The sequence below is a fragment of the Sphingomonas turrisvirgatae genome, assembly GCF_001721295.1.
In the GTDB taxonomy this organism is placed as follows: Bacteria; Pseudomonadota; Alphaproteobacteria; order Sphingomonadales; family Sphingomonadaceae; genus Sphingomonas; species Sphingomonas turrisvirgatae.
The window spans coordinates 1-17,565 of record NZ_MDDS01000023.1 but is presented as its reverse complement, the minus strand read 5'-3'; the positions used below and the strand labels follow the sequence as shown (position 1 = coordinate 17,565).

The window sequence follows — 17,565 nt, the reverse complement described above, 5'->3', positions numbered from 1 at the left end:
CGCTAGAGCATGATCAGTTCAAGCAGCATGGTTCCGGGGCATCCGCAACTGTCAATTCGAAGACGGCGCCGGCCAAGGAGGGGCGCGCCAGTCAGCGCGGCCGTTCGTCCAGGAACGCGGCGACCTCCTTGAGGTCCACAGTCTTGTCGAGATAGGTCTGGCCGATCCCGCGTGCGAGGAGGAAGGGGAGTGTGCCGGCGTCCATCTTCTTGTCATGCAGCATATGCTCGACCAGCCGCGCCCCGCTCGCGCTGATGCCGGCGCTGGCGAGGTCATGGGGCAGGCCGACGGCCGCGAGGTGCGCGGCGACGCGGGCGGCATCCTCTTCCGGACATAGGCCCTGCCGCGCCGAGAAGGCAAAGGCGAGCGCCATGCCCGCTGCCACCCCTTCGCCATGGAGCAGCCTGTCGGAGAATCCGGTTTCCGCCTCCAGCGCGTGGCCGAAGGTGTGGCCGAGGTTGAGGAGCGCGCGCTTCCCCGTGGTTTCGCGCTCGTCCTCCGCCACGATGCGCGCCTTGGCTGCCACCGAATGCGCGATGGCATGGGCGCGCGCGTCGCCGTCGCCGGCCAGCAGTGCGGCACCGTTCGACTCGCACCATTCGAAGAAGGCGATGTCGTCGATCAAACCGTATTTGACGACTTCGGCATAGCCGGCCGCGGTCTCACGCGCGGGCAGCGTGTCGAGCAGGTCGGGGTCGATCAGCACCACCCTTGGCTGATGGAAGGCGCCGATCAGGTTCTTGCCCGCCGCGCTGTTGATCGCGGTCTTGCCGCCGACGCTGCTGTCCACCTGCGCCAGCAGCGTGGTCGGGATCTGGATGAAGTTGCAGCCGCGCTTCAGGATCGCGGTGGCGAAGCCCACCAGATCGCCGATGACCCCGCCGCCCAATGCGATGACATGGTCGTTCCGCTCGATCCCAAGCTCGAGCAGGCGGTCGGTCAGGCGCTCCAGATGCCCCCAGCTCTTGCTCGCTTCACCCGCGGGGAGCGTGATGACCTCGCTGCCCGGCAATTGCGCGGCGAGCCGTTCGGCGTGGGGCGCGACATTGGCGTCGGTGACGATGACGAACGGGCGACGCCTTGCAAATGGCGCCAGCTGATCGGCAGCGCGGTTCAACAGGCCTGCCTCGATCCGCACGTCATAGCTGCGATCGCCGAGCGCGACGGGGACGGTGATCATGCCGACTTGTCCTGCTGGAGCGCATCGATGATCGCCGCGACGGTCGCTTCGTGCGGCACCGCCTTGCTCGCGATATGGATCGGGGCGAGCGCATAATAGGGATTGCGCGCCTGCGCGAGGTCGGTGAGCACCTTGAGCGGGTCCTTTCCGCGGAGCAGGGGGCGGTGGTCGCGCTTGGCGACGCGCTCCGCCAGGATGGAGGGATCGGCGTCCAGCCACACGGCGGTCGCCTGGTCAAGGATCAGCGCGCGCGTCGCATCGTTGATGAACGCGCCGCCGCCGGTTGCGACGACCTTGCGCGATCCGTCGATCAGCCGGGCGATCACGCGCCGCTCACCGTCGCGAAAATGCGCCTCGCCGAACTTCTCGAAGATTTCGGCGATGGTCATGCCGGCGGCGGTCTCGATCTCGGCGTCGGCGTCGACGAACGGCAGGCCGAGCCGCTGGGCGAGGCGGCGGCCGACGGTGGTCTTGCCTACGCCCATCAGGCCGACAAGAACGATGGCGCGCTGGGGAGCCGGGGATTGGGACGAGTGGGTTTGCGCCATGATCGCGGGGGCTATACAGCGAGGGCCGCGCTCGGGCAAAAGGCCGCGCGCCCGTATCCATTGCAAGTACCTGAGGGGGTCGATGTCCCGTCTGCTCGTCATTGTCGCCGCCGTCCTTATCCTGTTGATCGGCGGGCTGTTTTTCCTTTCGAGCCGTGACGCTGAAAAGCAGCCGGTGCGCGTCGAGAAGGTCGTGCCGCTTGACAATCTCGCGAACTAAACTGGCGTTCGGCGCGGCCCTGGCGGTCGCCGCCGCGGTCGGCGTGCCGGCGCTGGGGCAGGATGGTCCCGAATCGCTGTTGCCGCCCGGGTTCGACGATCCGGTGCCCGCTCCCGCGCCGACCCCGCGCGCGACACAGGCGCCGGGCCAGCCGGCTGCGCCCGCGCCGTCAGCCCCGTCGATCACGCCCGGCCTCCCGCTCGATAGCGCGCCGCTGCCGCCTGCCAGCCCAACGCCGGTGACCAGCGCGATCGACAAGGATGGCGACGGCAAGACCGACCCCGACGTCATCGCGCGCTACGAACTGCCCGATTTCGCCAAGCGCAGCCTGGCGCAGGTGGGTCCCGCTTCGCCCGCGAGTGACGGCCTGCCGGTTACTGCGTTCGGCGCTGCGCACGGCAAGTTCCTCCAGACGCTGATGCGGCGAACGAATGCGCCGATTGCCTCGCGCTGGCTGTCGATTGCGTTGCGTCGCGCGCTGCTGTCGCGGGTCGATACGCCGCGCGGTGTGAACGGTGCCGACTTTGCCGCCGAGCGCGCCTGGCTGTTGCTGCGCATGGGCGAGGCGGACGCGGCGCGCGCGATGGTGCAGTCGGTCGACGTCGCCAATTATACGCCCAAGCTGTTCCAGGTCGGGATGCAGGCGATGCTGGCGACCGCAGATCCCGGCGGCCTGTGCAGCATGGCGACGCCGGCGCTGAAGACCGCGCCCGATCGCAACTGGCGCCTGGCCGAAGCGATATGCGCAGGGCTGGAGGGGGATCCCACCCGCGCCGGGCCGCTGATCGACCAGGCGCGGCGTCGCATGGGGAACGAGATCGACCTGCTGCTGGCCGAAAAGGTCGTCGGCATGGGCGTGTCGGGCCGGCGCGCGGTCACGATCGAATGGAACGGGGTGGACCAGATTTCGGCCTGGCGCTGGGGCCTTGCCACCGCGTCGGGAACGCAGGTGCCCGATGCGCTGTACGATACGGGCGGGCCGCAGCTGCGCTATTGGCGCGCGACATCGCCGGCCATTGCGCCGAACGAGCGTCTGGCGGCGGCGGAGGCTGCGGCAGGACAGGGCGTGTTCTCGTCCCAGGCGCTGACCGACCTGTATGGCGAGATCGAGGATGCCGAGGATTCCTCGCGTCCCGAAGTCGCGGTGGCGCGCGATCTGCGTACCGCCTTCATTGCCGCGACCGGGGCTGAACGCGTCACCCAGATGCGGCAGCTGTGGGATGCGGCTCAAGGGGCGCAAGCACGCTATGCCCGGCTGATCCTGACCGCGCGGGCGGCGGCGCGGCTCGAGCCTTCGGCGGACTTTGCGCAGGACGCCGATCGGCTGATCGCGTCGATGCTGAGCGCCGGGCTGGACCGATCGGCGATGCGCTGGCGCAGCGTGGCCGCGCGCGGGAGCGATGGCTGGGCGATGTTGCTGCTTGCCGACCCGGCCGGCGGCCAGGTGAGCGCGAGCGAGGTCGAGGCCTATGGCGGATCGGCCGAAAAGGGCGCGATGCTGGCGGCGGCGATGGCCGGCATGGGCCGTGTGACGGGCGCGAATGCACCGGGCGGCGTCGACAATGCGTGGACCCGCGCGATCGCGCTGGCGGCCGAGCGCCGGCAGCCGGGCACCGTCGTGCTGCTCGCAGCCATCGGCATGCAGACCCAGGCGTGGGCAGGAGTTTCGCCGACGGCGCTCTATCACATCACGCGCGCGCTGACTCGGGTCGGCCTTGATAGCTATGCGCGGATGATCGCCGTCGAGGCGATGACCCGGCTTTGACCGGGATGGGCGGCGACGCCGCGCTGATCGATCGCTTTCTCGAGATGATGGCGGCCGAGGCGGGCGCGTCGCGCAACACCATCGCGGCCTATGGCACTGACCTGCGGCTGGCATCGGAGGTGCTGGCCGGCGGGCTGGCAACGGCCGATGCGGCGGCGCTGGAACACGTGGCGCATGCATGGCGCGATCTGTCGCGCGCGACCGTGGCGCGCAAATCGGCGGCGCTGCGCCGGTTCTTCGCCTTTCTCGCGGACGAGGGCCTGCGCGCCGACGATCCGGGCAAGGCGCTGCCGCGACCGGGTAGCGGGCGAGCCTTGCCCAAGACGCTGTCGAGTGGCGATGTCGAGGCCCTGTTCGCCGCGATCGCCGCGCGCATGGCGCGCCAGCCCAGCGATCCGCGCGACCTGCGTCTGCTCGCGCTCGTCGAATTGCTTTATGGCTCCGGCCTGCGCGCGAGCGAACTTGTGTCGCTGCCGCGCGGCGCGGTTCAGCCTGACAAGCCGTATCTGATCCTCAGGGGCAAGGGCGGGCGCGAGCGGCTGGTGCCACTGTCCGACCGGGCGCGCGCGGCGGTGGCGGCGTGGCGCGAGCATGTCGACATCGCGCGGCCCTTCCTGTTCCCGTCCGGCAAGGGGCATCTCTCGCGCGTGCGATTGTACCAGCTGATCCGCGCGCTCGGCGCGGAGGCGGGCATCCCGCCCGACCGGATCAGCCCGCACGTGCTGCGCCACGCCTTTGCCACGCATCTGCTGGAAGGCGGGGCGGACTTGCGCGCGTTACAGGCGATGCTCGGCCATGCCGATATTGCGACGACTGAAATCTACACGCATGTCGACAGCGCGCGGCTGGTTCGCCTCGTCAACGAGCGGCATCCGCTTGCGGAGCGCGTTGACGCGGGCAAGCGCGGGCAATAGGGCGCAGCGATGGCGACGTTTCTTGATTTCGAAAAGCCGATTGCCGAGCTTCAGAACCGCATCAACGAGCTGCGCGAGACCGCTGCCGATGGCGCGGTGGATATCGAGGCGGAAGTCGGCAAGCTTCAGGCCAAGTCGGACAAGCTGCTGAAGGACGCCTATGCGCGCCTGACGCCGTGGCAGAAGACGCAGGTCGCACGGCATCCCGAACGGCCGCACTTCAAACATTATGTCGCGCGGCTGATCGACGGCTTCATGCCGCTGGGCGGTGATCGCGCCTTTGCCGACGATGCCGCGATTATCGGCGGCCTTGGCAAGTTCCGCGGTCGGCGCGTGATGGTGATCGGCCATGAAAAGGGCGACGACACGGCCAGCCGGCTCAAACACAATTTCGGCATGGGCAAGCCCGAAGGCTATCGCAAGGCGATCCGGTTGGTCGAACTGGCCGACAAGTTCGGCATTCCCGTCGTGACGCTGGTCGATACCTCCGGCGCTTTCCCCGGCATGGAGGCCGAGGAGCGCGGCCAAGCCGAGGCAATAGCCCGCTCGACCGAAGCGTGCCTCAACGCCGGGGTGCCGATCGTCGCGTCGATCCTGGGTGAGGGCGGATCCGGCGGCGCGGTGGCGCTGGCGGCGGGCAATCGCGTGCTGATGATGGAACATGCCGTCTATTCGGTGATCTCGCCCGAGGGCTGCGCGTCGATCCTGTGGCGCACCGCCGACAAGGCCGCCGACGCTGCCGAAGCGATGAAGGTGACCGCGCAGCACCTCAAGGAACTGGGCGTCATCGATACCATCGTGCCCGAGCCGCTCGGCGGCGCGCAGCGCGACCGCGCAGCGGCGATCGATGCGCTGGGCGACGCGATCGAGACGGCACTGGCCGGGATGGACGGCGACAGCGCGCAATCGCTCCGCCAGAGCCGCCGCGCGAAATTCCTAGCGATGGGCCGGGTCTAGGGCCGGCTCAAGGCGATCCGATAGGGGCCGGATCGCACCGGCATGGGCGTGCCTTTCCAGCTGAGCTGGACTGCGCCTTGCTCCGCCAGCAAGTCTGTGGCCGCGTGCACGCGCAGCATCTCGTCGCGCCAGTGATCGGGCGAAAGGGCGCGGGCGACTTCGCTGGGGCAGATGGTCGCGTCCGGTGCGCGCGCGGCGAGCAGCGTAAGGGTCATGCGGCGGGCGGCGTCCTCTCGATCCATGCCGGCCTTAACGCATGTCGCGCGCCACCGATCAAATCGTGACGCTTCAACGGCTTCGTGACGGAACCGCGCGCTCGTGCGGCGGTTTGGGTGGCAAGCAAATATGGAGACGATCATGGCTTCCACCGCAACCGATACGGCGTCCGCCGCGCCGTCCGGGACATCATCGAACGGGCTGCTGAACCAGGCTAAGGGGCAGGCGAGCAAGCTGACCGACATGGGGCTGGCCAAGGCGGCGGAATTCGCCGACGGCAAGAAGCAGGCGGCGGCGCAGCAGGTCAACGGCATCGCCGATATCGTGCGGGAGTTCGGTGATGCGGCGGGCGAGCAGTTCGGGCCTGCCGTCGGTGGCGCGATCAGCCGCGGCGGCGATGCGGTGGCGCAGTTCGCGGCCGGGCTGGACGAACGCAGCCTGGAGGATATCGTCGATACCACCCGCACCACGATCGTGCGGCATCCCGGCGCGGCGCTGGCGATTGCCGCGGTGGCCGGCTTTGCCGGCGGTCGCATCCTGAAAGGCGCGATGGAGCGCGGCGCCGCGCGGCAGGCCGGCCGAACCAACGACAAGCAGGAGAAGGCGGCATGAGCACCAACCGGAACGCTGCGGCCGAGAACCGCCCGAACGCGAACGGCAATCAGGCGCGCGGCGACAGCGGCCGTCGCGGCAACCTTGGCGACGCATTGGCCGCAGGGCGTCGACAAGTGTCGGCCAACCCCTTCGCCGCGATCGCCGGCGCGGCGGCGGTCAGCGCCGGCCTGGCGCTGCTGCTGCCGGCCAGCCGGCGCGAGATCGAGCTGACCGGCGAGATTGCCGACAAGATCGAGGGCGCCGCGCGCGGCGCTGCCGATAGCGCGATGGAAGCAGGCCGCGCGCAGGTCGAGACGCTGGCGCAGACCGCGCTGGCCGGCATCGGCGGCGCGATGATCGAACAGGTCGTCGCCGCAGCGGAGAAGGAAGGCGAAGCGTCAGCGAATGGCGGCACCGGCGGTCAGCCGGGCGCGGCGTGACCGGCGCGGGCAGCCCCGCTGACGGGGTTGCCGCGCCGCCGGCGGATCGGACCAAACAGAAGGCGGCCGGCGTCGCGGCCGTCAACCCATGGCGCATGCCCTGGCCCGCGTGGCGGCAGGTCGCGATCCGCACATGGCGCGAGTCTTCGAGCGATAATATCGGGCTGATCTCGGCCGGGGTGGCCTTCTATGGCTTCCTCGCGGTGCTGCCGCTCCTGGCCGCGACGATCCTGAGCTACGGCATCTTCGTCGAGCCGCAGACGGTGATCCGGCACATGCAGGATCTCACCCGCGTGCTGCCCGAAGCGGCGGCGATCGCCATCGGCCAGCAACTGCTCCAACTCACCGCCTCACCCGACGAGCGCAAGGGGCTGGGCGTGCTGATCTCGCTCGGCATTGCCCTGTTCGGCGCGCGCAATGGCGCGGGCGCGATCATCTCGGCGCTCAACATCGCTTATGAGGAGGACGAGAAGCGCGGATTCTTCCGCCTGAACCTCACCGCGCTGGCGCTGACCGCGGCGGCGGTGGTCGGTGCGATCGCGGCCGCCACGGCGCTCGCGCTGGTGGCGGCGATCGACACGCTGATGATCGAAGTCGGCGGCTTCGCCCGCTTCATCACCACCGTGCTGACCTATGGTCTTCTGGCGCTGGCCGGGGCGGGGGCGGCGACCGTGCTCTACCGGTTCGGTCCTTCGCGCCGGCCGGCCCGGTGGGTCTGGCTGACGCCCGGATCGCTGTTCTGCACCGTCGGCTGGCTGGTGCTGACCTTCGGCTTCGGCAGCTATGCGCGCTATGTCGGCAAGTTCGATTCGACCTATGGCTCGCTTGGCGCGGTGGTCGCGCTGCTGACCTGGCTCTATCTGTCGAGCTATGTGCTGCTGCTGGGCGCGGAGCTTAATTCCGAGCTTGAGCACCAGACCGCGCGGGACACGACCAAAGGCAGCGAGCAGCCGCTCGGCACGCGCGGCGCCTGGGTCGCCGACCATGTGGCGGGGGCAGAAACAGAGCCGCGGGAACGCTTGCCCCAACGGACGGTGCCGGACGACCGCCCAGCGAGCCCGCCGACGCCTGTGCGAGCGCCGCGACGCAACGGCAACTCCGATTGGGTCGGACGGATCGCGACCGCCGCCGCCGCCGGCCTTACGCTCGCGACGCTGGCCAGCATCGTGCGCGGACCGCGCGCCTGACCGCGCCATCGACACGCACGAAAAAGGGCGGCGAGCCATAGCTCGCCGCCCCTCCATCTCGTTCGAAGTAAAGGGTCTTACGACGCCTTCATGTTCGAAGTGACGTTGCCGAACGTCTTGTTGAGCTGGTTGCCCAGGCCCTGCATCGCGGCGATCGCGGCGACGGCGATCAGCGCTGCGATCAGGCCGTATTCGATGGCGGTCGCGCCCTTGTTGTTGCGCAGGAAGTTGCGAATCTTGGTCATGTTGGTCTCCGTCCTGGTCGTGATGCTTCAGTTCCCGGCTTTGCAGGATCGGAAGACCCGGCTCAGCAATTGCGGAAACTAACGGGCGGAAGTTAACAAATAGTCTAGGGATCGGCGGGCTCAGCCGGCCTTCTGCACCTTGTCGGTCACGTTGTTCCACATGCCGGTCGTCGCGCCGGCCAGGCCCTGGATGCTGGCGATGATCGCGATGACAATGAGCGCCAGGATGAAGCCATATTCGACCGCGGTCGCGCCCTTGCGGTCGCGAACCAGTCGTTCGAAATGCCCACCAAGGCGTCGCATGCCGCCATACTCCCGGAAACAAGGCTATCAGCCGTAGCGGCTGGAGCGTTAACGAAGTGTCGAGATGACTATCGATTCGTCCCCCAATCCGACACCGTTGATCGTGGTTGCCGCCGCGCTGATCGATGCGGAGGGCCGCGTGCTGGTGCAGCGCCGCCCGCCGGGCAAGCCGATGGCCGGCCTGTGGGAATTCCCGGGCGGGAAGCTCGACCCGGGTGAAACGCCCGAGGCCGCGCTGTGCCGCGAACTGGGCGAGGAACTGGGGATCACCGTGCGCGACGCTGCGCTGACACCTGCCGCGTTCGCCAGCGAGGCGCTGGGCGAACGGCATCTGTTGTTGCTGCTGTATCAGGTGCGCGACTGGGCCGGCGTGCCAGAGGCGCGCCATGCGACCGCGTTGCGGTGGGTGATCCCGGCCGGCTTGCGCGAGCTTGCGATGCCGCCCGCCGACGAACCGCTGATCGGATTGCTCGAAAAGCTGGTCTAGGGTCTTGACCCTATGGCTTGGGCTTCAATGCCTCGGTCAGCGAAGCGGTGGCCGATCCGCGCCGCGCCGGTTTGGGCTGCGATGGATCGGGCGCCCATCCGGTGACGAAGATCGCGTCGAATTTCTCGCTGGTGCGGCCCTCCGCATCCGCGCGCTGCGCGAACAGCGCGGCGGCGCGGGCGATCGTGTCGCGCGTCAGCGGCGGCGTGCCGGGCAGCAGGCTGGTAGCGGCCATGCCGCGCAGGTCGCGCACCAGATCGAACAGGCTGGCATAACGCACCGTCAACGTCTCGACATCGGCGACCGGCAGCGCGAAGCCCGCGCGAACCAGCAGGTCGCCGGCCGCGCGCACGTCGATTTGCGGGTGGACGCGAGCCGCCGGCCGGTCGGCCTCGGCTTCCAGCAGCACGGCGCGCAGCGTCGCCAGCGTGCTGCCGCCCAGGAACGCGCCCAGGAACAGCCCGTCCGGCCGCAATGCCCGCCGCGCCAGCGCCAGCGCGCCGGGCAGGTCGTTGACCGTATCCAGCACGCCTGCCGAGACGATGAGGTCGAAGCTTGCGTCGGGAAAGTGCGGCTGATCCTCTTCGCCCTGCAGCCCGCCGGTCAGCGCCGCGAACCGCGCGCCCGCATCGATCCGCGTGACCCGCGCGCCGGGCGGCGCGACGAAGCCGCCTGCGAAGCTGCCAAGCTCGAGCACGTCACCGAAATCGCGGCGCACCGCATCGAGCCGTTCGGCGATCCCCTCGACCATCCACTCGCGCAGGAACGCGAAGTCGGCAAAGCGCGGGGCGGCGCGGTCGCGGCGCGCCCGGCGGCGAGCGCGGTCGAAGATCTCGGGGGCGAAGCTGTCGGGCGCGGTCACGCGGCGGCTTGTGCCCTGCGGACAGGCGAGCGACAAGATCGTTGTGGGGGTATCGCCAATTCCATGCTGAGCAAGTCCGTGCTGAGGCTCGTCGCACTGGCGCTGCCGCCGCGCTGCCCGGGATGTGGCGAGGTGGTCGATGCCGATCATCGCTTCTGCGCCGGTTGCTGGGGCGGGTTGCGGATGATCGCGCCGCCATGGTGCGCGACGTGCAACTTGCCGTTCGATCACGATCGCGGCCCCGCTGCGCAATGTGGTGCTTGCCTGGCCGATCCGCCGGCGCATGATGGCGTGCGCGCGGCGGTGGCCTATGGCCCGGCGGCGCGCACATTGGCGCTGCGCCTCAAATATGGCGGCCGCACATCGCACGCGGTCACTGCCGCGCGGATGATGGCGCGACACCTGCCGGCCGATGCGCAGCTGCTGGTGCCGGTACCGCTGCATCGCTGGCGCATCTGGGGCCGGGGGTTCAACCAGGCGGCGCTGATCGCGCGTGGTCTGAGCGCCATGCGCGGCGTGCCGGCGGAGCTGGACTTGCTGCGGCGCGTGAAAGCGACTCCGGTGCTGCGCGGGCTTGGCCCCAAAGGGCGGGCAAGGGCAGTGGCCGGCGCGTTCGCGTTGGCGCCGGGCGCGAAGGAACGGGTGAAGGGCCGGTCGGTTGTGTTGGTGGACGACATCTACACCAGCGGCGCGACCACCGATGCCTGCGTCCGGCTGCTCAAGCGTGCAGGCGCGAGGCAGGTGACGATCCTATGCTGGGCGCGGGTGATCGACAGCGACGCGCTTGATTGACAGGGGCTCCGGCCCATTTCAGGAGGCATCATGGCCAAGATCGAAATCTATACCAAGGCATTCTGCGGCTATTGCGCGCGGGCCAAGGCGCTGCTCGACAGCAAGGGCGTCGACTACGAGGAATTCGACATCACGATGGGCGGGCCCAAGCGGACCGAGATGCTCGAGCGCGCGCCGGGCCGCACCACGGTGCCACAGATCTTCATCGACGGATCGCATATCGGCGGTTCGGACGACCTTGCGGCGCTCGAGCGTGCCGGCAAGCTGGATCCGCTCCTGAATCCATGAAGGCCGCGATCCTCCAGATGACGAGCGGCATCGACCCGCTCGCCAATGCGCGCGTGCTGAGCGATGGCATCGCGGCGGCAGCGGGGGAGGGCGCGGCGATGCTGTTCACGCCCGAAATGTCGGGCCTGCTCGACCGGGACCGTCGACGCGGCGCGGCCAACATCGTTGCCGAGGATCGCGACTCCGTGCTGGCCAGCGTGCGCGACGCGGCGGCCAGGCACGGCATCTGGGTTCATCTGGGGTCGCTGGCGCTGCGCGGCGCAGCGGATGGCCGCTTCGTCAACCGCGGCTTCGTGATCGACAATGCCGGCGAGGTTCGCGCGCGCTACGACAAGCTCCATTTGTTCGACGTCGACCTGCCGAGCGGCAAACGCTGGCGCGAATCCGATGCCTATGCCCCTGGTACCGGCGCGGCGACCGTCGCGACACCGCTCGGCGTGCTTGGCCTGTCGATCTGCTACGACCTGCGCTTCCCCGACTTGTTCGCCCGGCTCACCGATGCCGGCGCGACGCTGCTGAGCGTTCCGGCCGCCTTCACCCGACCGACCGGCGCGGCGCACTGGCACGTGCTGCTGCGCGCGCGTGCGATCGAGGCCGGGGTGCATGTGATCGCCGCAGCCCAGACCGGCGAGCATGAAGACGGGCGCGCCACTTATGGCCACAGCCTCGCCGTCGATCCGTGGGGCGACGTGCTGCTCGACATGGGCAAAAATGCGGGGCTAGGCCTGGTCGAGATCGACCCCGCCCGGGTCGCCGAGGTGCGCAGCCGCGTGCCCGCAATCGATCATCGCCGCGCCATCCCGGAGGTTGCGCCGGCATGATCGTCTTCGATCTCAAATGCGGCACCGGCCATGTGTTCGAAGCATGGTTCGGATCGAGCGCCGATTACCAGAGCCAGCGCAAACGGGCGCTGATCGCCTGCCCGATGTGCGGCGACAGCGCGATCGAAAAGGCCGTGATGGCCCCCAATGTCGCGGCCAAGGGAAATTCTCGCACCGAACCGGCGGCAGGCGGCAAGCCCGACCCCAAGGCGCTGCTGGCCGCGCTGGCGCAGGCGCAGGCCCGGATGCTGGAAGGCTCGACCCATGTCGGGATGGCCTTTGCCGACAAGGCGCGCGCAATGCACCTGGGCGATGAGCCGCACGCGCCGATCCACGGCCAGACGAGCATCGCCGAGGCCAAGGCGCTGATCGAGGAAGGCGTGCCGGTCGCGCCGCTGCCGCTGCCCGTGGTGCCGCCCGATCAGTGCAATTGACCTGCCGCCCCCGCCGGCGCGCGATTGACCGGCTTGCGGGCAAGGCGTAACTCCGGCTCCGCGCACCCGTAGCTCAGCAGGATAGAGCATCAGATTCCTAATCTGGGGGCCACTGGTTCGAATCCAGTCGGGTGCACCACTAACGCGGGCCAGTAGCGAGTTCTCTGGGCTTCACGCGGACCGCGCCTAATATAGCCCGATTGCAGGTACTTATTTGTGCGCTGTACGCGGCTCGTATGCAAGAGACTCCGCAGACCCACATATAGCGCTTTGAAGGTCGCCGATATCTCTCAGGCTAAGAAAAGTGGCCCCGAAATTTTTGGCGTGGCTGGAAACGAGTTGGGCCGGGTGTGAAGCTCCCGGCCCGGCTAACACTGTCCTGGAAAGTGCGGCCCTCAAGTGAAGCCGAGCGCTAGTCTCTGCTCCGTCCATGGCAAAGGCATTGCAGGCCAGCGGAACAGTTTGGTTCGAGTAAGTTCGGCGGGCTGTCGGCCGTCAAGTATCGCGCCAGTTATGTCTGGCGCAAGATACGCAACTCGCAGGAGGTCGGCGGCAGTCTCTCTGCTGTAACCACAAGCTTCAGCGAAGGCCTTCATGTTTGAAAATCGCCCACGTTCCAGCATCTCGCGTGCGCCCATTGCCTGCGCGACGAGCTTCACCAGTGCCTGATTGGGTGTGCCAGCCTGCCCATGCGAAGGATCATCCGGCAGGACCAACCGCACCTCCTTGCCAGCTCGCACGCGGTTAATGGGCACCGAAATGGTTGAAGCTTCGCTCGGCAAAGCGGAATCGAAGTGGTCGAGTGTTAGCGTGATTCGCACGTCGTCGCGATGGACCTCGATGCGCTGGACCAGCTTTCGAATGAGCTCGCGTCGATCATGCGGCGAGCCTCCCTCGAGGAGACCATTAAGATCATTGCCAGCAGTTTGTAATCGCTGCATCTCGGATGCCTCCAGGCTGCACTCGAGCCGCTTCCGCATCGCTTGATCGACGCACTTTTTCACACATGCGACGACCTTCGTCTCAAGGTCTGGAGCACTGATCCGCCATCGCGGTTCGATCGGGCTTCCTGCGTTGGCAAGCTGCGATACATAGTAGCGGTATCGAATGGTGCGCTTAACAGACTGACTGGGGGACATTCGCCGCCCAACCCCGTCCCACAACAGGCCAGCGAGCAGGCTCGGTTGCTCGTGCCGGCTTCCGCGATGATGATCGACCTGATTTTGCTCTAGCGTAGCCTGCGCGAGCTCGAACAAGTCTGCGTCGACGATGCCCTCGTGACGACCTGCGTAGCGCTGACCCTTGTGGACGACCTCGCCAATGTAGAGCCGGTTGCGGAGCATCGCGTAGAGCGCGCCACGGCCAATGGAGGTACTGCCATAAGCTCGGCCATCGCGACCGACGCGTGCCTTGCTGCGGATGCCGCGATCATTGAGATCGCCAATCAGCGCCATGGCTGATTTTAGCTCAACGTAGCGGCTGAAGATGTAGCGAACCTGCTCGGCCTCCGCAGTGTTGATGACCAGCTTGCGATCCTGAACGTCGTAGCCCAGCGGCGGCGGGCCACCCATCCACATGCCCTTGGCCTTGGATGCCGCGACCTTGTCGCGGATGCGCTCGCCGGTGACCTCGCGTTCGAACTGCGCGAATGATAGCAGCACGTTGAGCGTCAGCCGTCCCATGCTGCTAGTGGTGTTGAACGACTGGGTGACAGACACAAAGCTCGCACTTTTGGCGTCGAGCACCTCCACGATCTTGGCGAAGTCAGCAAGGCTGCGGGTCAGGCGGTCGACCTTGTAGACGACGATCACATCGATCTCACCCGCCGCTACCGCCGCCATCAGACGCTTCATGCCAGGGCGGTCCATGTTGCCGCCCGAGTATCCGCCGTCCTCGAACACCTCCGGCAGTGCGGTCCAACCTTCATGCCGCTGGCTCAGGATATAGGCAGCACATGCCTCGCGCTGGGCATCGAGGCTGTTGAAGTCCTGCTCCAGACCCTCCTCGGTCGACTTGCGCGTGTAGATCGCGCAGCGCACCGGCTGCGAGCCGACAGTCCTGCCGTTACGCATTGGCTGAACCTCGCTTGCGCAAGCCGAAGAACCGAGGCCCGGACCAGTGCGCGCCGGTGATTTCGCGCGCGATCTGGGTCAGCGAGGTGTAGCTGCGATCCTGATAATGATAGCTGGCGTCCAGCACCAACACGTGGTGCGTGGTGCCGCCCCACTCGCGCACAATGCGACTGCCGGGCTTGATGCGCCCGGCGTTGACGTTGGTGCTTATACTTCCCGATGCATCCAGCCGCTCCTTGTGGCGCCGCAACTCGCGCAGATGCGCTTTGGTCAGTCCGCCATGCGCGCGTTCCTGCAGCCGCCACGCGATGCCGCGCGCGAGCAGGTCGGCGGTAAGGGGAGGGGCGGGGGTGCGATAGACCCGCATCCATTCGGCGCGCAGCTGCGCTGACGACATCGTCGCCAGCGCAGCCAGTTGCTGATCGAGCTTGATCATACTCAGGCTGCTTTCACCAGCCAGCAGGTGACCTCACCGCGTTTGCCCTTCTCGACGGCATGACCTTTTTTGCGTAGGCCGGTCAGCGCGGCGCGCGTTGTGTGCGGCAGCCAGCCGGTCGCCGTGATCAGCTCGTCCAGCGTGGCGCCTCCTTCTCGACGCAGCAGGCTAAGCACCTGGTGCGACTTGGTCTGTCGAGCTGCAGGCTCGGTCTGTTCAACGACGTTGCCACCGGCACCCGGCGCGATGGCTTGGCCGACCTCGAGGCCGATTGCCACGCGTCCAGCAGCAGTGATGCGAATGCCAATATGTTTGTCCACATCCTGGCGCCATGCATCGGCGGCGACTGCCACTTCACCTTCTTCGACCATGCGATTGCAGAGCAGGGCAGCAATCGCCTTGCGCACGCGGTCACCGTCTTCGAGCGACTCTGGCAGGGGGATCAAGCTGCCGTTATCGCGCTGCGAGGCGGTGGTGAGCAGGATCAGGTGCGTGTCGTTGAGCTTCATGGGTGGTCTCCATCAGCGGAGCGGCACAGCGCCGTTCCCACCACCCAGCGCCCCGCCGGTCAACCGGTCAGGGCATGCAGTCGGTCACTGCCGGCTGCGTCTCACAACAGCACCAATGCTTGGTTCGTAAGTGAAGTCGAGGGGATTGTGCGGCGGTGCGTGTAACTCGCATGGCCGCTTTGCGCCATATCTGCTGCCGTTTGACCGCCTCGTGACCGAACCCGAAAGCGGTCATCGCTTTGCACCCCTTCCTGATGAGGGCTGAGCGTGCTTGCGGCAGCAGGAAGACCGCCGCGCCGAGCGCGATACACACGATCCACAGAATGAGCCCGAGCGGCAACTCGGCGCCTAGGGCAATCAGTAAGCCGGCGACCGTAAGAACAAGAGTATAGAGTCGAGCTGCCACTTATACCCCATCCGCTGTCCAGCGTCTTGCCGCGACAGGGCGCGTATCATTCATCGGTACGAGTGCGCTGGCCGGGATCTTAGGGAACCAACGCGCGTCCAAAACGGTCTGCGAAGATGATCGGGAGGATGTTATGCGTGTCAGCGACAAGATGACCATGCTCACGCGCATAGGCTTTGCCGCCCGCGGGCTATTGTACCTTGTCATTGGACTGCTCGTCATCGGTACCGGGCGGGCCGAAGACCCGGCCGGTGCGCTGGAATATCTGGCTGGCCGGGGCGGACGCATATTGCTGATCGTCATGGCGGCAGGACTCTTCAGCTATGGCATCTGGCGTCTTTGCGATGCGGCGTTCAACATTGAACAACACGGGAACGATCGACGGGGTCTCGCCGAACGACTGGGCGCTGGACTAAGCGGCGCGATTCATTTGCTGCTGACGTGGCAGGCAATCAGCCTGATCCGCGGTCTTCCATCAGATGGTAAAGGCTCGCAGCAAAGTGCCGAACGGGCGATGGCGTTAACCCGGCGGCACGCTCCTCTTGATGCTGGGCGGATGCCTGCTGATCTTGCTGGCGGTCGTGCAGCTGATCAAGGCCTGGAAGGCTGGATTTCTACGTCATCTGGCCCCGAATATCGCGCGCCAGTCCTGGGTGCGATGGAGCGGAGGGGCCGGCTACGCCGCGCGCGGGATCGTCTTTGCGATCACCGGCGATTTCGTGGTCGGCGCCGGCCTGCACGCGAATGCGGGCGAAGCGGGCGGTATGGAGGAAGCCCTGTCTTGGCTGAACAGCCCGGTCGATATCGTGATCGCAGCAGGACTGTTCTGCTTTGGTCTGTTCAGTTTGGTCGAAGCGCGCTTCAGAGTGCTGCATGATGCGCCTGCTGACGGTCTGGCGCGACAGGTTGTCGGCAGATGATCTCTGACAAGGCTGCGGGCTAATGGTACGTTCGAGGAGGAGGCGGTGGTGGCTCGCTGCTCTGCCGCTCGCATGCCTGATGGCTGGCTGTGGCGGCGCCGACACGGACGAGGTTATCCGTATCTCCGACGCGGACCGCGCCTATGGCGAGGAGGCGCATCCGCAATTGCTTGCGGAGTTCGGCGGCGCATATGCGGGGGACGGAGCCCGCTATGTTCGTGCTGTGGGCAAACGGGTTGCCGACGCTGCCGGCCAATGTACCTTCACCTTGGTCAACAGCGATGTGGTCAACGCCTTCGCGGTGCCGGGCTGCTATATTTACGTGACGCGCGGACTGTTGGCCATCGTCACCAGCGAAGCGGAGCTGGCGTCTGTGCTCGGCCATGAGCTCGGCCACATCACGGCGCGGCATGCGCAGCGGCAGCAGCAGCGTTCGATCTGGCGGACGCTCGGCGTCATCGCCGTCAGCGCGACTGGATCGGAGCGCCTGACCCGGCTCACCTCGATCAAGACACACGTCCAACGCTCGAGAAGCTCAGCGCGTCGCCCGATCGCCTTGTCTTCGCAGCGCTGCCGAAGCAGCTGATCCTATCGAGTGACGACCACCCGGAGCTGTCTGCGGATCTAGAAGGCATGGTGCTGCTGTCGCCCTCCGAAATCCTGCTGGTGAATGACAATGATTTCGGCGTCGAAGGCGCAGAGGCGGCCTTCTGGCGGATCTCGCTGCCTGAGCCGATATAAATCTAGGCACGAAGCGATCCCAGGACCGCTGAAGCACATCCTATACGACCGTGGCTTGCAAATGCCGGCCGACAGCTTTCCGTGCGGCGGCTTTGCGCCCTTATTCCGTTGAAAAACTCGGTCTTGAAGTCGTGCTGAGGGTCTGATTCAGTTTTCGCGGTTGAGCGGAGACGGGCTGATGATGGGTGAGCGGGCGGTGGCGCAGGAAGCGCTGTTCTACAGCTTCAG

The 17,565-nt window shown here is 67.1% G+C and carries 23 protein-coding genes, 1 tRNA gene and 1 pseudogene; 16 read left to right on the top strand and 9 right to left on the bottom strand.

Features of this window, described 5'->3' with window-relative positions; translation table 11 throughout:
* Positions 1 to 91 precede the first annotated feature (91 nt).
* Complete coding sequence (gene aroB / locus BFL28_RS09670) at positions 92 to 1,180, bottom strand: 3-dehydroquinate synthase (RefSeq protein WP_069320357.1); 1,089 nt, start codon at positions 1,178 to 1,180, stop codon at positions 92 to 94.
* On the bottom strand, positions 1,177 to 1,728 hold the full coding sequence (locus BFL28_RS09665; RefSeq protein WP_069320356.1) for a shikimate kinase: 552 nt from the start codon (positions 1,726 to 1,728) through the stop codon (positions 1,177 to 1,179). The genes aroB and BFL28_RS09665 overlap by 4 nt, the downstream gene beginning before the upstream one ends.
* Before the next feature lie 82 nt (positions 1,729 to 1,810).
* Here BFL28_RS09665 and BFL28_RS21115 point away from each other — a divergent pair, with 82 nt between their 5' ends.
* The 4 genes from BFL28_RS21115 to BFL28_RS09650 are packed head-to-tail and all read left to right on the top strand — an operon-like array spanning position 1,811 to position 5,584.
* Positions 1,811 to 1,948, top strand: a complete 138-nt coding sequence (locus tag BFL28_RS21115) for a hypothetical protein (RefSeq protein WP_173655720.1) — start codon at positions 1,811 to 1,813, stop codon at positions 1,946 to 1,948.
* Positions 1,929 to 3,713: a hypothetical protein gene (locus BFL28_RS09660; RefSeq protein ID WP_069320355.1), complete on the top strand. Its 1,785-nt coding sequence runs from the start codon at positions 1,929 to 1,931 to the stop codon at positions 3,711 to 3,713. Before BFL28_RS21115 ends, BFL28_RS09660 begins: the two co-directional genes overlap by 20 nt.
* Positions 3,714 to 3,718: 5 nt before the next feature.
* Entirely contained in the window at positions 3,719 to 4,627 is a 909-nt protein-coding gene (locus BFL28_RS09655) for a tyrosine-type recombinase/integrase (RefSeq protein WP_069320354.1), read from the top strand.
* A 9-nt stretch (positions 4,628 to 4,636) separates the two neighbouring features.
* A complete protein-coding gene (locus BFL28_RS09650; RefSeq protein WP_069320353.1) occupies positions 4,637 to 5,584 on the top strand; it encodes an acetyl-CoA carboxylase carboxyltransferase subunit alpha in 948 nt (315 codons plus the stop codon).
* Here BFL28_RS09650 and BFL28_RS09645 read toward each other — a convergent pair.
* A complete protein-coding gene (locus BFL28_RS09645) occupies positions 5,581 to 5,826 on the bottom strand; it encodes a DUF3253 domain-containing protein (RefSeq protein ID WP_069320352.1) in 246 nt (81 codons plus the stop codon). The two genes, BFL28_RS09650 and BFL28_RS09645, sit on opposite strands and share 4 nt — an antisense overlap.
* Before the next feature lie 115 nt (positions 5,827 to 5,941).
* On the opposite strand from BFL28_RS09645, the gene BFL28_RS09640 reads away from it, so the two are divergent.
* From BFL28_RS09640 to BFL28_RS09630, 3 genes are all read left to right on the top strand, one after another.
* A complete protein-coding gene (locus tag BFL28_RS09640; RefSeq protein ID WP_131818627.1) occupies positions 5,942 to 6,412 on the top strand; it encodes a hypothetical protein in 471 nt (156 codons plus the stop codon).
* Complete coding sequence (locus tag BFL28_RS09635; RefSeq protein WP_069320350.1) at positions 6,409 to 6,834, top strand: hypothetical protein; 426 nt, start codon at positions 6,409 to 6,411, stop codon at positions 6,832 to 6,834. Before BFL28_RS09640 ends, BFL28_RS09635 begins: the two co-directional genes overlap by 4 nt.
* 95 nt (positions 6,835 to 6,929) lie before the next feature.
* The gene (locus BFL28_RS09630; protein WP_079247048.1) at positions 6,930 to 8,021 is read left to right on the top strand and encodes a YihY/virulence factor BrkB family protein; all 1,092 of its coding nucleotides are present in this window, start codon (positions 6,930 to 6,932) and stop codon (positions 8,019 to 8,021) included.
* Positions 8,022 to 8,098: 77 nt separating this feature from the next.
* On the opposite strand, the gene BFL28_RS09625 is transcribed toward BFL28_RS09630, so the two are convergent.
* Positions 8,099 to 8,266 carry a Flp family type IVb pilin gene (locus BFL28_RS09625; RefSeq protein WP_069320348.1) on the bottom strand — a complete coding sequence of 56 codons (168 nt, stop codon included), beginning with the start codon at positions 8,264 to 8,266 and terminating at the stop codon, positions 8,099 to 8,101.
* A gap of 120 nt (positions 8,267 to 8,386) precedes the next feature.
* On the bottom strand, positions 8,387 to 8,569 hold the full coding sequence (locus tag BFL28_RS09620) for a Flp family type IVb pilin (protein WP_069320347.1): 183 nt from the start codon (positions 8,567 to 8,569) through the stop codon (positions 8,387 to 8,389).
* A gap of 64 nt (positions 8,570 to 8,633) precedes the next feature.
* Between BFL28_RS09620 and BFL28_RS09615 the strand changes: the two genes are divergently transcribed.
* Positions 8,634 to 9,056, top strand: coding sequence for a (deoxy)nucleoside triphosphate pyrophosphohydrolase (locus BFL28_RS09615; protein WP_069320346.1), 423 nt, complete (start codon positions 8,634 to 8,636; stop codon positions 9,054 to 9,056).
* Between the two features lie 10 nt (positions 9,057 to 9,066).
* Here the strand turns inward: BFL28_RS09615 and BFL28_RS09610 are convergent, their stop codons facing one another.
* On the bottom strand, positions 9,067 to 9,954 hold the full coding sequence (locus BFL28_RS09610) for a methyltransferase domain-containing protein (RefSeq protein WP_069320345.1): 888 nt from the start codon (positions 9,952 to 9,954) through the stop codon (positions 9,067 to 9,069).
* Between the two features lie 27 nt (positions 9,955 to 9,981).
* On the opposite strand from BFL28_RS09610, the gene BFL28_RS09605 reads away from it, so the two are divergent.
* From BFL28_RS09605 to BFL28_RS09585, 5 genes are all read left to right on the top strand, one after another.
* A complete protein-coding gene (locus BFL28_RS09605) occupies positions 9,982 to 10,710 on the top strand; it encodes a ComF family protein (RefSeq protein WP_069320344.1) in 729 nt (242 codons plus the stop codon).
* 30 nt (positions 10,711 to 10,740) lie between these two features.
* Positions 10,741 to 10,998: a glutaredoxin 3 gene (gene grxC / locus BFL28_RS09600; protein WP_069320343.1), complete on the top strand. Its 258-nt coding sequence runs from the start codon at positions 10,741 to 10,743 to the stop codon at positions 10,996 to 10,998.
* Positions 10,995 to 11,819 (top strand): carbon-nitrogen hydrolase family protein, encoded by an 825-nt coding sequence (locus BFL28_RS09595; protein WP_069320342.1) that lies wholly within the window; start codon positions 10,995 to 10,997, stop codon positions 11,817 to 11,819. Before grxC ends, BFL28_RS09595 begins: the two co-directional genes overlap by 4 nt.
* The gene (locus BFL28_RS09590; RefSeq protein WP_069320341.1) at positions 11,816 to 12,253 is read left to right on the top strand and encodes a DUF1178 family protein; all 438 of its coding nucleotides are present in this window, start codon (positions 11,816 to 11,818) and stop codon (positions 12,251 to 12,253) included. Before BFL28_RS09595 ends, BFL28_RS09590 begins: the two co-directional genes overlap by 4 nt.
* 62 nt (positions 12,254 to 12,315) lie before the next feature.
* Positions 12,316 to 12,392: transfer RNA gene (locus tag BFL28_RS09585), tRNA-Arg, on the top strand.
* A 256-nt stretch (positions 12,393 to 12,648) separates the two neighbouring features.
* On the opposite strand, the gene BFL28_RS09580 is transcribed toward BFL28_RS09585, so the two are convergent.
* From BFL28_RS09580 to BFL28_RS09570, 3 genes are read right to left on the bottom strand one after another with little or no spacing between them, the layout of a single operon-like run.
* Positions 12,649 to 14,325, bottom strand: coding sequence for a recombinase family protein (locus BFL28_RS09580; protein ID WP_069320340.1), 1,677 nt, complete (start codon positions 14,323 to 14,325; stop codon positions 12,649 to 12,651).
* Complete coding sequence (locus tag BFL28_RS09575; RefSeq protein ID WP_069320339.1) at positions 14,318 to 14,761, bottom strand: DUF2924 domain-containing protein; 444 nt, start codon at positions 14,759 to 14,761, stop codon at positions 14,318 to 14,320. The genes BFL28_RS09580 and BFL28_RS09575 overlap by 8 nt, the downstream gene beginning before the upstream one ends.
* Before the next feature lie 2 nt (positions 14,762 to 14,763).
* The gene (locus tag BFL28_RS09570) at positions 14,764 to 15,270 is read right to left on the bottom strand and encodes a DUF3489 domain-containing protein (protein ID WP_069320338.1); all 507 of its coding nucleotides are present in this window, start codon (positions 15,268 to 15,270) and stop codon (positions 14,764 to 14,766) included.
* A gap of 539 nt (positions 15,271 to 15,809) precedes the next feature.
* On the opposite strand from BFL28_RS09570, the pseudogene BFL28_RS21850 reads away from it, so the two are divergent.
* From BFL28_RS21850 to BFL28_RS09560, 3 genes and pseudogenes are all read left to right on the top strand, one after another.
* Positions 15,810 to 15,971, top strand: a pseudogene (locus tag BFL28_RS21850) (DUF1206 domain-containing protein); the annotation flags it as partial.
* Between the two features lie 250 nt (positions 15,972 to 16,221).
* On the top strand, positions 16,222 to 16,596 hold the full coding sequence (locus BFL28_RS21105) for a DUF1206 domain-containing protein (RefSeq protein WP_069320337.1): 375 nt from the start codon (positions 16,222 to 16,224) through the stop codon (positions 16,594 to 16,596).
* A 79-nt stretch (positions 16,597 to 16,675) separates the two neighbouring features.
* Positions 16,676 to 17,182: a M48 family metalloprotease gene (locus BFL28_RS09560; RefSeq protein WP_069320336.1), complete on the top strand. Its 507-nt coding sequence runs from the start codon at positions 16,676 to 16,678 to the stop codon at positions 17,180 to 17,182.
* Positions 17,183 to 17,565: the final 383 nt, after the last annotated feature.